Below are 12,362 nucleotides of genomic sequence, written 5' to 3' on the forward strand. Positions count from 1 at the left end.
TCTTCATGCATTTACTTGTTCGAGAAAGACATGGAATTGATGATCAGGAAATAGCAGAAGATCTTGGTCATGAACCGACGGATATCGTCTTTCTGTCTTTCTCGGATAGCGATCTTTTGGCGTTGGATCGTGCTTATGAAGCATTGTCTTTAAAGCCTGATCGGGAAGGGTATTTTTCATTTAGAAGTGTTAATCTTGCACGCTTACGTCACCCCATGTCTGTTGATTTGTATTTGGAGCAGACACTGGAGAAGGCGCATTGTGTCGTTGTACGCCTTTTGGGAGGTGTCGATTATTGGAAATATGGCGCCGAAGAGCTTCGAAACTGTAGTAAGATACATTCGATTCCGTTAGCGCTTTTGCCGGGTGATGCACGTGAGGATCTGCGCTTAGAAGCGTGGTCTAATATTGATCCTGATTTCTATACGCATCTTAGAAATTTCCTCCGAGAAGGAGGCCCTTATAATGCGGTTGGCGCATTAAAGTTCATGGCCTTTTTGGCCGGGAAAGGGCCTCTTCCGCTTGAAAGGCCTAAACCTCTTCCAGTTGCAGGAGTGTATCGACAGAGCGCAGCGAAAAAGCTGTTTTCAGCATGTATTGTGTTTTATCGTGCTCATCTTTTATCGGCTGATGTAAAGGCCATTGATGCACTATCGGATGCATTGGAAAACGCAAATTTTTCTGTGGATGTGGTGTATGTAGCATCCCTTAAAAATCCAGACGTTATTACATGGGTAACAGAGCGTTTAAATCAGAAAAAACCTGATATTATAGTGAATGCGACATTCTTTTCCGCGCAGGGAGAAAATGGGGCAGGCTCTCCTTATGATGCAACAGGTGTGCCAGTAATTCAGGTTTTACAGCCGACTTCAACGTATAAGGCATGGGAAGAGAGCACGCGGGGGCTATCTCAATCAGATTTAGCGATGCAAGTGGCTCTGCCTGAGTTGGATGGACGGATTTTATCAGCGCCAATATCATTCAAGTCTGAAGTGGAAGCAGGAGGCTCGGCACAGCATATTCCGTATGGAGAGGGAATAAAGCTTGTTGTGCAGCAGGCTTTAGGCTGGGTACGTTTAAAACATACGGCCTCATCCGATAAACGATTGGCGGTTATTTTATCAGATTACCCTGGAGCGGAAGGGCAGATTGCCCATGCTGTTGGGTTGGACACGTTTTCAAGCTTATTATCTATTTTATACGCCTTAAAAGATGATGGCTATGATTGTGGTGATTTAGACACGTTAACTAAAGAAGATTTGATTAAAACTGTATGTAACGAAAATGTTCAGAATATTTCATGGTCTGTTGAAGAATATAAAAAAGAGTTTCAGGCTTTACCTATTTCAGTGCAGGCGAATATTTTAGATGCGTGGGGAAGCCCAGAAGATGATACAGATATAATAAATGATTATTTCCAACTGAATTATTGGACATCAGGAAAAATTCTAATCGCAATACAACCTGATCGAGGTAGTGCACAGGATCGTAAAATTCAATATCATGACCCAGATGTGCCGCCGCGACATGCTTATGTTGCTTTTTACATGTGGTTGCGCCGGGCATATCATGCAGACGCTCTAGTTCATTTAGGAACCCATGGAACATTGGAGTGGTTGCCGGGAAAAGCCGTAGCTTTATCCGAGGCGTGTATGCCACTACTGTTACGCGGTGGTTTGCCAGTTCTTTATCCGTTCATTGTGAATAACCCAGGCGAGGCTGCGGCAGCAAAACGACGCCTTGGAGCCATTACGATTGGGCATATGACTCCACCTGTAATGAAAGCTGGTCTTGATGAGGGGATGGTCAAGCTTGAGCAGTTAATTGAGGAGTTCGCCGAAGCGGATGGTTTGGATCGACGTCGAGGCACAATATTGCGCCGGCAGATTTTAGAAAAAGCATCCAGTATGGGGGTTCTAGCTGAAAGTGGTGTTAAGGCTGGAGAAGGAGATGAAGCAGAAGCTTTAGCACGCTTAGATGCTTATTTGTGTGATGTAAAAGATCTTCAAATTCGTGATGGATTGCATGTTTTTGGTCAAGCCGCTCCCAAGGTAACCCAACTGGCAGAAAATATGGCATCCATAGCAGGGGTGCCGACATCAGCAGTAAACAATATACTTCAAAAATGTGGGGAGGCAGAGATGAAAGCGCTCCTTGATGGATTATCGGGGAGGTTCGTTTCCTCTGGGCCTTCTGGAGCGCCGACAAGAGGGCGATTGGATGTTTTGCCTACAGGGCGTAATTTATACACGATGGACCCACGAGCGGTGCCTACGGCTTCGGCTTTAGAATTGGCGCGTGTTCAGGCAAATCAATTATTATTAAGACATTTACAAGAAGAAGGAGAACCTCTTTCTGCTATTGTGATTGATGTGTGGGGTGCTTCCACCTTACGGACAGGGGGGGAGGACTTGGCGTTAGCTCTTTTGTTGATGGGAGTTACTCCAACATGGGATACTTCAAGCGGGAGAGTAAGTGGCGTGGAAGTGATTCCATTAGCTGCCTTGGATCGTCCACGTGTGGATGTAACATTACGTATTTCAGGTTTGTTTAGAGATGCGTTTCCTGCTCAAATCGCATTATTTGACCAAGCCGTGCAGGCAATCGCCTCGCGTGATGAAACTGAAGAGTGGAACCCTTTGGCGGCAAGTTTGGCCGGATTGAGTGAAGATGAGCGCAAATTACAGTCCGTACGGATTTTTGGTTCTGCACCGGGGACATATGGCACAGGAATTGAAGAAAATCTGGCGCGTGGAGCATGGCAAGAACGTTCTGAATTAGGACAAGCCTATTTAGCTCATAATGACTGGATGTATGGCGGCGGCCGAGAAGGGCATCGTAGCCGTGTAATGTTGGAGCAGCAGCTCAAGAAAGCAGAAGCCATATTGCATGTGCAAGACCATGCAGAGGTGGATATTTTAGAAGGCCCTGATATGGCGGCGAGTGAAGGGGGGCTAGCTGTGGCCGCTATGGCTTTAGGGGCTAAACCTTCTTTATGGCACGGAGATACATCTCAGATCGATACACCCCGGTTAAGAGAAATGGAAAAGGAAGTTGCTCGGATTGTACGAGGGCGCTTAGCTAATCCAAAATGGATTGAGGGGATGCGACAGCATGATTATCGGGGGGCAGCGGAAATTGCCCGAGGTGTAGAAGGGCTTTGCGCTTTTGCTGCTGTATTGCCAGCACGTTTTGATCAACAGTTTGATTTGGTTTTTGATGCAACTTTGGGGGATGAGGTGTGTGATGAATTTTTGCTTAGTAACAACCCTCAGGCGCATGAGGCTATACGTCTTCGCTTTTGTGACATGATTCATAGAGGCCTATGGCAACCAAAGCGGAATAGTGCTTTGGCTATGTTAGAGGATAAAAAATAGTGTCTTCTCAGCCTTTCATCCGCGGATGGTGCCCCGATTTTTTTCATCCAATGGAAGCAAAGGATGGGTATTTAGTCCGTATCAGGTCACCCTTTGAAGGCTTTGATGCGGCACAATTTGAAGTGATTTCATTTATTGCAGAGCGATATGGCAACGGTATCATTGAGTTGACCAATCGTGGCAATGTCCAGCTTCGTGGTTTTTCTCACTATACGGCACGTTTGGCGTTGCAAGAAGCTATTTCTTACCAGATGGTAGCGAGCGACCAGGGACGTGAGCGGCTTAGTAATATCCAGATTTCTCCACTGGCGGGAACAGACCCTTTATGTCATGGGCAAACATTGGAAGTTGCGCATCAGCTTAAACAGATGTTGTGGAATGCTACTGATTTAATTGGATTACCAGCTAAGTTTTCTTGGGCCGTGGATGGCGGTGGTTATTTTCCCACAGGGATCTTAAAGGCAGATCTCATATTGCAAGCTCATGCAGATGGATGGAAACTTGTCTGCGGTAACACGGTGGAAACGGAAGCATTTCACGCCCCTCAAGAGGCGCTGGAAGTTGCTTTGAGAATGTCTTATTTTTGTCTGGAACATTTGGATTGGGGAAGACCCTCTGCACATAAAAGGGAGGGATTTTTGAAGGCCGCAGGTTTTTCTGAAAGCAATATTAGATCGTCTGAGGTAAAGGAGTTTCGTTATATTGGAGAGCTACCTGATGGAAAAAGAGGAGTTGGGGTACCTTTTGGACGATTGAATTCAAATATATTAAGAACATATAGCAAACATATAGAGAACAAGAAAAAAGTAAGAGTAACTCCGTGGAGGAGTTTTGTGATGCCTTGGGTAGAGGAAATTCCAGATTTTTTCATTGTTAATGAGAATGATGCACGCTTGAGAGTGCAGGCTTGTATTGGAATAAAAGGATGTCAACGCGCCAACGCAAATGTAGAAAAGGCAGCATTATATTTAGCTCCATACATAGGTGAAGGTAAGTGTGTGCATGTATCTGGCTGTATTAAGGGCTGTGCATATCCTCACAAGGCCGATATGACAATATTGGCGACGGGTGATAGTCGATATGACTTCATTAAAGATGGGTGTACAACGGATATGGCGCAGAGGAACGAGATTGGTCTAGAGGACATAAGAGAAGAGATTTGTAAGGATAATATTTTAAAAAAATTACAGAATGATTCCCGTTTAAAGTGGCATAGGGAAAGAAAGCAAAAGAAACTTCAACTGTTAATGAGGGAGAAGGAGGGGTGAATAACAATTTTAAAGAGTATGATTATATTCGGGACGGAGCTGCAATTTATACCCGATCTTTTGCGACTATTCGATCTGAAGCTGATTTAACCGCTTTTACACCAGCAGAAGCGAAGGTGGTTGTGCGGATCATACATGCATGTGGTATGGTTGACGTGGTGCAGTTTGTACAGATGACTTCAGATTTTGTGATGTCGGCCAAGTCTGCACTTCAAGCAGGAAAACCAATTTTATGTGATTCAGAGATGGTTGCACACGGTATTACGAGAGCACGTTTACCGAGTGATAATGAAGTGATCTGCACTTTACGAGACCCTCGAACACCTCAAATTGCTCAGGAAATTGGAAACACACGCTCGGCTGCCGCCTTACAGTTATGGGGACAGAAGGTGGATGGAGCTGTGGTTGTGATCGGTAATGCTCCTACGGCTTTATATCATTTGTTGGAATTAATTGAACAAAAAGGATACCGTCCGGCAGCTATTATTGGAATGCCGGTGGGATTTGTCGGTGCTGCTGAATCAAAGGATGAATTGGCTACACGGAAGGATTTACCGCATGTGATTGTGCGTGGCCGTTTAGGAGGAAGCGCCATGGCTTCGGCCACCGTGAATGCACTTGCGAGTGAATTAGAATGAGTTTGGGGCGGCTGCATATTGTAGGGGTTGGGCCGGGCGACCCCGAGTTGCTGACTGTAAAGGCTGCGAGAGTTATTGGGCACGCTTGTGTCGTTGCGTTTTTTAGTCGGCATGGCCGGGTTGGGCATGCTCGAACGATTGCGGATCAGTTTATCTCTTCCACTGCGCAAGAATTACGCTTTGTTTATCCTTTTACGACAGAGCGTTCAGTTAATGACCCATCCTATCATGAAGATATGTCAGATTTTTATGACGATTGTGCTGAGAAGATAAGGCATGAAGTGCATAAAGGTCAGAATGTTGTTCTGTTGTGTGAAGGGGATCCATTCTTATATGGATCTGCCATGTATATCTTTGATCGTCTGCATATATCTATTGAATGTGAAATTGTTCCAGGCATCACGGCGATGAGTGGATGTTGGTCAGAAGCCTCTTTACCTATTACGCACGGCGATGATGTTTTGTGTGTTTTGCCTGCCACGATGGAAGAGGATGATTTAGCAGATTGGCTATGCCGTGCAGATGCCGCTGTGATTATGAAGTTAGGGCGGAATATGCCTAAGTTACGCAAAGCATTAGAGCGGGCAGGCCGGTTGGATAAGGCATTGTATGTTGAACGAGGAACACAACATAATTCTAAGGTGATGCGTTTGGTGGATGTAGAAGGAAATGTGCCTTATTTTTCATTGGTACTTCTGTCTGGACGGCAAAATATCCGATGACGCAAATTTATGTGATTGGCTTAGGGCCGGGTAATACAGATCAGCGTACATTTGAGGCACAGAAAGCCTTAGAAGAAGTAACAGATATTGTTGGATATGGCCCATATGTGGAACGAGTAGATTTACCTGAGCACATAAGGCGTCATGGTTCTGATAATCGGGTGGAAATAGAGCGAGCTCAACATGCTTTGCGATTAGCAGAAGAAGGGCGGATTGTCGGGGTCGTTTCAGGGGGCGATGCAGGTGTTTTTGGAATGGCCAGTGCTTTGTTCGAAGCAATAGAATACGGTGATCCGCAATGGCGTAATATTGAAATTACGGTCATTCCAGGAATAACCGCTGTTTTGGCTGCGTCTGCACGGATTGGTGCCCCATTGGGGGCTGATTTTTGTGTTATTTCTTTATCTGATAATTTAAAGCCATGGGATGTGGTGTGTCGTCGGGTAGAAATGGCAGCTGAAGCTGGTTTTATTATAGCTTTGTATAACCCACGCTCTAAAAGCCGTCCTTGGCAATTGGGAGAGGCGTTTGGGCATTTGCGTCCCATTCTTCCAGATGAAACACCAGTTATTTTCGCCCGTGCTATTGGACGAGAGGATGAGCGTTTAACCTACACAGATTTAGCACATGCTGATGCGGAAGAGGTTGATATGAGTACGCTGGTGCTTATCGGGAATGAGTATACGCGGATTATTGAGCGAGAGAATGGGCAGGCATGGGTATATACTTTGCGGAAAGTGACCCATTGAGTTTTCTAGACAAGAAATCAGGCACGATCTGTTCTAACTAAATAAATGTGATACCCATTTTCTTGCGTGCTCTACCGTTGATACAACCTGTGCTTCAGGAAGCTGTGGACGCTCGATCATAATCACTGGAATATTAAGGTTTTTAGCCGCTTCTAACTTGGCTTTTGTGGCATTAGAACCAGCATTTTTAGTGACTAGAAAATCGATATTATAAGAACGCATTAATTTTTGTTCGTTTTCCAACGTAAAAGGCGGCTTGGAAAGAAGGAGTGTCGTTTGAGGAGGAAGCGCGTTGGAAGTGGGAGGTTCAATGCTGCGTAAAACATAATGGTGTTGTGGTGCTTGACAAAAGGCTGCCAGATCTTTTCGTCCTGTGGTCAGGAATACATTTTTAGAAGTTTTTCCAAGGTGCTGGATAACATCCATAAAAGTAGGAATAGAAAGCCAGTTATCGCCCTTTTGAGGAAACCACTGGGGTCTTTCTATGCGTAAGAGAGGAATATTCATTCTTTGAGCGCTAAGCGTTGCATTCGTGCTGATTTGCTGCGCAAACGGATGCGTTGCATCAATGATAGCTGTAATATCGTGTTGGGTTATGAACGAGCATAACCCTGCAACACCTCCAAACCCTCCAATGTGGGGATGACAAGAGGGAGGGAGGGTTGGTTGGGATGTTATTCCTGCCAGAGAAAGAAAGATTTTGTGAGAAGAGTTTTGTAAAGTATTTACGAGTTGATTGGCTTCTGTTGTTCCTCCCAGAATTAAGATCGCCATTTCGTATTCCTTATGTGGAGATGAGTGTGCACATACAACGTCCGTGGCTTCATATTATAGGTGTTGGAGAAGATGGCATAGACGGTTTATCGGCTACGGCTAAGCACATCATTCAAAATGCTGCGTATGTAATAGGAGGAAAGAGACACCTTGCGCATACATCATCTTTGATTAAAGGGCAGGCGGTGCCGTGGAAGAGCCCTTTTTCTGAAGGTGTGCAGCAAGTTCTTTCTTTGCGTGGAGAAAATGTAGTTGTTTTGGCTTCTGGAGACCCGTTTGATTTTGGAGTGGGGAGTGTTCTGGCACAACATCTGAGGCCGGAGGAATATTTTTGTATTGCAGCGGTTTCCTCTATTTCCATGGCATGTGGCCGATTAGGATGGGCGCGGCAGAACATTAGTGTAGTTTCATTATGTGGGCGGCCATTGGAAACTCTGGCTCCTGTTTTGAAACGATATGGCAAACTTCTTGTTTTATCAGCGGATGGGACCACACCACAAAAGGTAGCGCACTATCTTGTGGAAAGAGGTTTTGGGGGCTCTACTCTTTATATTCTGGAAGGCCTTGGGGGCAAGCAAGAGCAAAAAAAGACATATATTGCGCACAATGATATTCCGGTGTGTGCAGCTTTAAATATTATAGGGGTTGAGCTTAAAGCAGATGCCAAAGCACGTATTATCCCGTTATCCTGTGGAATGCAGGATAGTCTTTTTGAGCATGATGGGCAGATCACGAAACGGGAAATCAGGGCTATAACGCTTTCTGCTTTGGCGCCTCAAGCTGGAGAGATGTTGTGGGATTTAGGGGCCGGGGCTGGATCTGTTGCAATTGAATGGATGTTACGTCACCCCCAGAACAGGGCTATTGCAGTAGAAAGAGATGCTGTGCGCGCTCAAAGAATAATGCGTAATGCATTAGCCTTTGGGGTGCCGGGATTAGACGTTGTCCAAGAGGACATACTTGAAGCGATTGATACGTTGCCATTACCTAATGCCGTATTCATTGGGGGAGGACTAACAGGGGAGCAGTTGTTTTCAAGAATTAGGAAACGTGTAGAGCGTGGAACACGGTTGGTGGTTAATGCTGTAACCCTCCAAGGGGAGATGATCTTGGCGGAGCAGTATAAAGAATATGGTGGAGAGTTAATACGTATTGGGGTAGAGCGGATCTCTACTGTTGGTAAACTGGATGCATATCGGCCAGCAATGCGAGTGACGCAATATTCAACGGTTATTTCATGATTATAGTTGGTTTAGGCAGTCGAAAAATAATTGATGCCCAAGCCGTAATCGACCTCATTGAGGCTTCTTCTTTAGGCCTCACACTTTCTGGTCTGGCGGTACCATTTTTTCGTAAAGATGAGAGTGCTTTCCTCCACGCTGCTAAGTATTTTAAATTGGATATATTTTGGGTTGGGGAGTTAGAGTTGCATCAAAGACAGGAAGAGTGTTTCTCTTATTCTGATGTAGCTTTTCATAGAACAGGATTAGGGGCCGTTGCTGAAGCATGTGCTCTTGCAGGAGCAGGAAAAGGCAGTACTTTATTGGTTCCCCTTCAGAAGGGGCGTGGTGTTACAGCAGCTTTAGCATTAGCTTCTTTAAAGAATTAAACAGGGTGTGTGATGACAGTTCATTTTGTAGGAGCAGGCCCAGGTGCGGCTGATCTTTTAACCTTGCGTGGACGAGATATTTTGGCGTCTTGTCCGGTTTGCTTATACGCAGGATCCATCATTCCTCAGGACATTTTAAAGCATTGCCCTGAAAATGCGCGGTTGGTTAATACAGCAGCATTATCTCTGGATGAGATTGAGCAGGAATATATTCAGGCTCATGCAGAGAACTTGGATGTTGCGCGTCTACATTCCGGTGATCTTGCCATATATAGTGCCGTTGCAGAACAAGTACGACGCTTGGATCGATTAGGTATTCCTTGGACAATGACGCCTGGCGTCCCGTCTTTTTCTGCTGCGGCCTCTGTTTTGGGAAATGAATTAACAGTTCCTGAAGTGGCACAAACTGTTGTCTTAACGCGGATGAGTGGGCGTGCATCTTCTATGCCTCCCAAAGAAACATTGGCTGCCTACGCTGCTACAGGCTGTACGTTAGTTATTCATCTGGCTATTCATGCTTTAGACCGAATTGTTGAAGAGTTATTGCCTTTTTATGGCAGCGAGTGTGCTGCGGCTATTGTTGCTCGCGCTGAGTGGCCGGATGAGATTGTAATACGTTCAACCTTGGGCGTGCTCTTAGACGAAGTGAAGCATAACCCAATTGAGAGAACAGCTTTGGTTTTGGTCGGTCCCGCCTTACACGCTCAAGATTTTAGAGAAAGTGCTTTGTATAACCCGGAGTATCAGAGACGTTTTCGTTCTTAATTAAAGAAAAGGACTATATCCAACACATTCTCCATGCCGATCGAAGATAATAACATTAAGACGTGTGGAGGACTGATCTAAAGTTTTTTGAGCCGTTGTGTAAGCTGCATGAGCAATATAATTGCCAAGATGGATATTGTGGGATTGGGCGAGAAGAAATGCTTCAGATACAGTTTCACACTTAGAAATCTTGAAAGATAAAGATGACGATGCGCCTGCTTGACAAGCTAAGTGACTTAGAGCCTCCATATCGACTTGACCACGTTTAGAATGAAGATCCAGCAAACCTTGGGCAAGTTTAGTTATTTTGGCGATGCCGCCCGCAATTGTAAGTTGTGGAACAGGTTTTTTACGTAGGTATTTTAAAACGCCACCTATAAAATCACCCATCTCAATAAGGGCTGTATCAGGAAGGTTGTAGAGTTTTTGAATGGATGTTTCAGAAACATGTCCCGTTGAAGCTGCAATGTGAGGCAGGTTCAGAGCTCGTGCAACATCGATCCCACGGTGTATACTGTCGATCCAAGCAGAGCATGAAAAAGGTACCACAATGCCTGTTGTGCCGAGGATTGATAATCCTCCTATAATGCCAAGGCGTTGATTAAGTGTTTTTTCCGCAAGGCTTGCCCCATTGGGAATGGAGATTGTGATTTCAGCGCCTGTGTAGAGAGGGGATACCTCTTTTAGTGCTTGGATCATCATTTGACGAGGGACAGGGTTAATCGCCGCCTCACCAGGAGGAATGGGTAAACCGGGGCGTGTAACAGTGCCAACGCCTTGCCCTGCACAGAATATAATATTGTTTTCGTTTGGAAGAATACGCACGTCCGCTCGTATGAGCGCGCCGTGCGTAACGTCTGGATCATCTCCTGCATCTTTTATGATGCATGCCCATGCGCCTGTTTTAGAATATCCATGCTGGGCCAAAAAGAAAGAAGCTGTTTGGCCACTTGGTAATGTAATGGTAACAGGATCGGGAAATGCGCCTGTTATAAGAGCCGTCCAAGCCGCTTTTGTTGCTGCGGTGGCACAGCTTCCAGTTGTCCATCCATAACGTAAAGAAGAGCCTTGGGCAGTCATTGGAAATAAGATACGATCTTTTTCAAAGAGTATGAAGGTTTTTTACAAAAGGGGAAGAGCAGATGACGCGTGCTGTGATGATTGCAGCTCCCCGATCGGGTAGTGGAAAAACAACAGTTACCTTAGGTTTGCTGGCAGCGCTACAGGCAAAACAGATTTCTGTTCAGGCTGCAAAAACAGGTCCGGATTATATTGACCCTGCTTTTCATGAAGCATTAACAGGAAAGGTAAGTTTAAACCTTGATAGCTGGGCGATGAGTCTGGATGTTATAGAAACGTTGCTCTATGAGGGGACGCAAGAAACAGATTTATTGATTATTGAAGCCTCTATGGGGCTTTACGATGGTCTTTTAGAACCCAAAAAACGCCGTGGTTCTCCTGCGGATATTGCCGCACAATTGAGTATTCCAGTTATTCTTGTGTTGGATGTGACAGGACAAGGCCAGTCGGCTGCAGCGATTGCCCATGGTTTTGCTACTTTAGATCCAGAAATAAATGTTGCGGGTGTGATCTTGAACCGTGTTGCTTCCGCACGGCATTTGGAGATGACCCGTCAAGCGATTGAAGCTGTTGGCTTGCCTGTTTTGGGGGCTTTAATGCGTAATGCTTCTTTGGTTCTTCCTGAGCGTCACCTAGGGCTTGTACAGGCTCGTGAGCATAATACCCTGCCGGAATTATTTGATACTCTAGCTCAGATAGTAGAAAAATCAGTTGATCTGGAGGCTGTATATCAAAGTGCTGTAGATTTGAACGTATCACAAAAAGATGCTGTGTGTGTGCCTCCGCCGGGCCAACGAATTGCTGTAGCGGATGACAGGGCTTTTTCTTTTCTTTATGGTCATATAGCGCAGTCTTGGTGGAAAGCGGGGGCAGAGTTTTTTCCTTTTTCGCCTCTTGCAGATGAAGGGCCAGAGAGAACGGCTGATATATGTTGGCTCCCTGGTGGGTATCCTGAGCTTTATGCGGGGGAGCTTGCTCAAGCCGTTCATTTTAAAAAAATGATGCAGGGTTTTTCAAAAACCAAACCTGTGCATGGTGAATGTGGAGGCTTTATGGTTTTGGGGGAGGCATTGGAAGATGCCCAAGGGAAGAGGCATGATATGCTGGGCCTTTTGGGGCATGTCACGAGTTTTGCTAAGCGAAAAATGAATCTGGGATATCGTGAGGCAACCTTACAGAAGACAGGCGCCTTAGGGCAAAAAGGAGATGTTTTTCGTGGGCATGAATTCCATTATGCGCGCGTAATTGAAGCTGGGAAAGATGACAGTTTTGTTTCTTTGACGGATGGATATGGACATGATCTGGGGAATGCTGGGGGGCAGAGGGGGCATGTTTCTGGTTCATTTTTTCACATTATTTCTCATTATCGTGGAGATTAAC

General features: G+C 45.4%; 11 protein-coding genes. 9 read left to right on the top strand and 2 right to left on the bottom strand.

Features of this window, described 5'->3' with window-relative positions; genetic code table 11:
* Positions 1–5: 5 nt before the first annotated feature.
* Genes cobN through cobJ form a run of 5 tightly spaced genes read left to right on the top strand, consistent with a single transcriptional unit; the run spans position 6 to position 6,754 of the window.
* Positions 6–3,377 carry a cobaltochelatase subunit CobN gene (cobN, locus tag E3D00_RS09365; RefSeq protein WP_141461996.1) on the top strand — a complete coding sequence of 1,124 codons (3,372 nt, stop codon included), beginning with the start codon at positions 6–8 and terminating at the stop codon, positions 3,375–3,377.
* Positions 3,377–4,645, top strand: a complete 1,269-nt coding sequence (locus tag E3D00_RS09370; protein WP_141461998.1) for a precorrin-3B synthase — start codon at positions 3,377–3,379, stop codon at positions 4,643–4,645. Before cobN ends, E3D00_RS09370 begins: the two co-directional genes overlap by 1 nt.
* The gene (locus E3D00_RS09375) at positions 4,642–5,283 is read left to right on the top strand and encodes a precorrin-8X methylmutase (RefSeq protein ID WP_141462000.1); all 642 of its coding nucleotides are present in this window, start codon (positions 4,642–4,644) and stop codon (positions 5,281–5,283) included. The genes E3D00_RS09370 and E3D00_RS09375 overlap by 4 nt, the downstream gene beginning before the upstream one ends.
* Positions 5,280–6,005: a precorrin-2 C(20)-methyltransferase gene (locus E3D00_RS09380; protein WP_141462001.1), complete on the top strand. Its 726-nt coding sequence runs from the start codon at positions 5,280–5,282 to the stop codon at positions 6,003–6,005. Before E3D00_RS09375 ends, E3D00_RS09380 begins: the two co-directional genes overlap by 4 nt.
* Positions 6,002–6,754: a precorrin-3B C(17)-methyltransferase gene (gene cobJ / locus E3D00_RS09385; protein ID WP_141462003.1), complete on the top strand. Its 753-nt coding sequence runs from the start codon at positions 6,002–6,004 to the stop codon at positions 6,752–6,754. Before E3D00_RS09380 ends, cobJ begins: the two co-directional genes overlap by 4 nt.
* Positions 6,755–6,787: 33 nt before the next feature.
* On the opposite strand, the gene E3D00_RS09390 is transcribed toward cobJ, so the two are convergent.
* Positions 6,788–7,528: a cobalt-precorrin-6A reductase gene (locus E3D00_RS09390; protein WP_141462005.1), complete on the bottom strand. Its 741-nt coding sequence runs from the start codon at positions 7,526–7,528 to the stop codon at positions 6,788–6,790.
* A 26-nt stretch (positions 7,529–7,554) separates the two neighbouring features.
* On the opposite strand from E3D00_RS09390, the gene cbiE reads away from it, so the two are divergent.
* The 3 genes from cbiE to cobM are packed head-to-tail and all read left to right on the top strand — an operon-like array spanning position 7,555 to position 9,902.
* Positions 7,555–8,769 carry a precorrin-6y C5,15-methyltransferase (decarboxylating) subunit CbiE gene (gene cbiE / locus E3D00_RS09395; RefSeq protein ID WP_246091425.1) on the top strand — a complete coding sequence of 405 codons (1,215 nt, stop codon included), beginning with the start codon at positions 7,555–7,557 and terminating at the stop codon, positions 8,767–8,769.
* Positions 8,766–9,137 (top strand): cobalamin biosynthesis protein, encoded by a 372-nt coding sequence (locus tag E3D00_RS09400; RefSeq protein ID WP_141462008.1) that lies wholly within the window; start codon positions 8,766–8,768, stop codon positions 9,135–9,137. Before cbiE ends, E3D00_RS09400 begins: the two co-directional genes overlap by 4 nt.
* Before the next feature lie 12 nt (positions 9,138–9,149).
* Positions 9,150–9,902: a precorrin-4 C(11)-methyltransferase gene (gene cobM, locus E3D00_RS09405; protein ID WP_141462009.1), complete on the top strand. Its 753-nt coding sequence runs from the start codon at positions 9,150–9,152 to the stop codon at positions 9,900–9,902.
* Here cobM and E3D00_RS09410 read toward each other — a convergent pair whose 3' ends face one another.
* Positions 9,903–10,982 carry a cobalt-precorrin-5B (C(1))-methyltransferase gene (locus E3D00_RS09410; RefSeq protein WP_141462012.1) on the bottom strand — a complete coding sequence of 360 codons (1,080 nt, stop codon included), beginning with the start codon at positions 10,980–10,982 and terminating at the stop codon, positions 9,903–9,905. It abuts the gene before it with no gap.
* A gap of 62 nt (positions 10,983–11,044) precedes the next feature.
* On the opposite strand from E3D00_RS09410, the gene E3D00_RS09415 reads away from it, so the two are divergent.
* The gene (locus tag E3D00_RS09415) at positions 11,045–12,361 is read left to right on the top strand and encodes a cobyrinate a,c-diamide synthase (RefSeq protein ID WP_141462014.1); all 1,317 of its coding nucleotides are present in this window, start codon (positions 11,045–11,047) and stop codon (positions 12,359–12,361) included.
* Position 12,362 lies beyond the last annotated feature (1 nt).

Source organism: Swingsia samuiensis, from assembly GCF_006542355.1.
GTDB lineage: Bacteria > Pseudomonadota > Alphaproteobacteria > Acetobacterales > Acetobacteraceae > Gluconobacter > Gluconobacter samuiensis.

Excerpts from the sequence above, each read along its gene's own strand:
- cobJ (WP_141462003.1), top strand. The coding sequence starts at position 6,002 with ATGACGCAAATTTATGTGATTGGCTTAGGGCCGGGTAATACAGATCAG.
- cobN (WP_141461996.1), top strand. The coding sequence starts at position 6 with ATGCATTTACTTGTTCGAGAAAGACATGGAATTGATGATCAGGAAATA.
- E3D00_RS09380 (WP_141462001.1), top strand. The coding sequence starts at position 5,280 with ATGAGTTTGGGGCGGCTGCATATTGTAGGGGTTGGGCCGGGCGACCCC.
- E3D00_RS09410 (WP_141462012.1), bottom strand. The coding sequence starts at position 10,982 with ATGACTGCCCAAGGCTCTTCTTTACGTTATGGATGGACAACTGGAAGC.
- E3D00_RS09390 (WP_141462005.1), bottom strand. The coding sequence starts at position 7,528 with ATGGCGATCTTAATTCTGGGAGGAACAACAGAAGCCAATCAACTCGTA.
- E3D00_RS09415 (WP_141462014.1), top strand. The coding sequence starts at position 11,045 with ATGACGCGTGCTGTGATGATTGCAGCTCCCCGATCGGGTAGTGGAAAA.
- E3D00_RS09400 (WP_141462008.1), top strand. The coding sequence starts at position 8,766 with ATGATTATAGTTGGTTTAGGCAGTCGAAAAATAATTGATGCCCAAGCC.
- cobM (WP_141462009.1), top strand. The coding sequence starts at position 9,150 with ATGACAGTTCATTTTGTAGGAGCAGGCCCAGGTGCGGCTGATCTTTTA.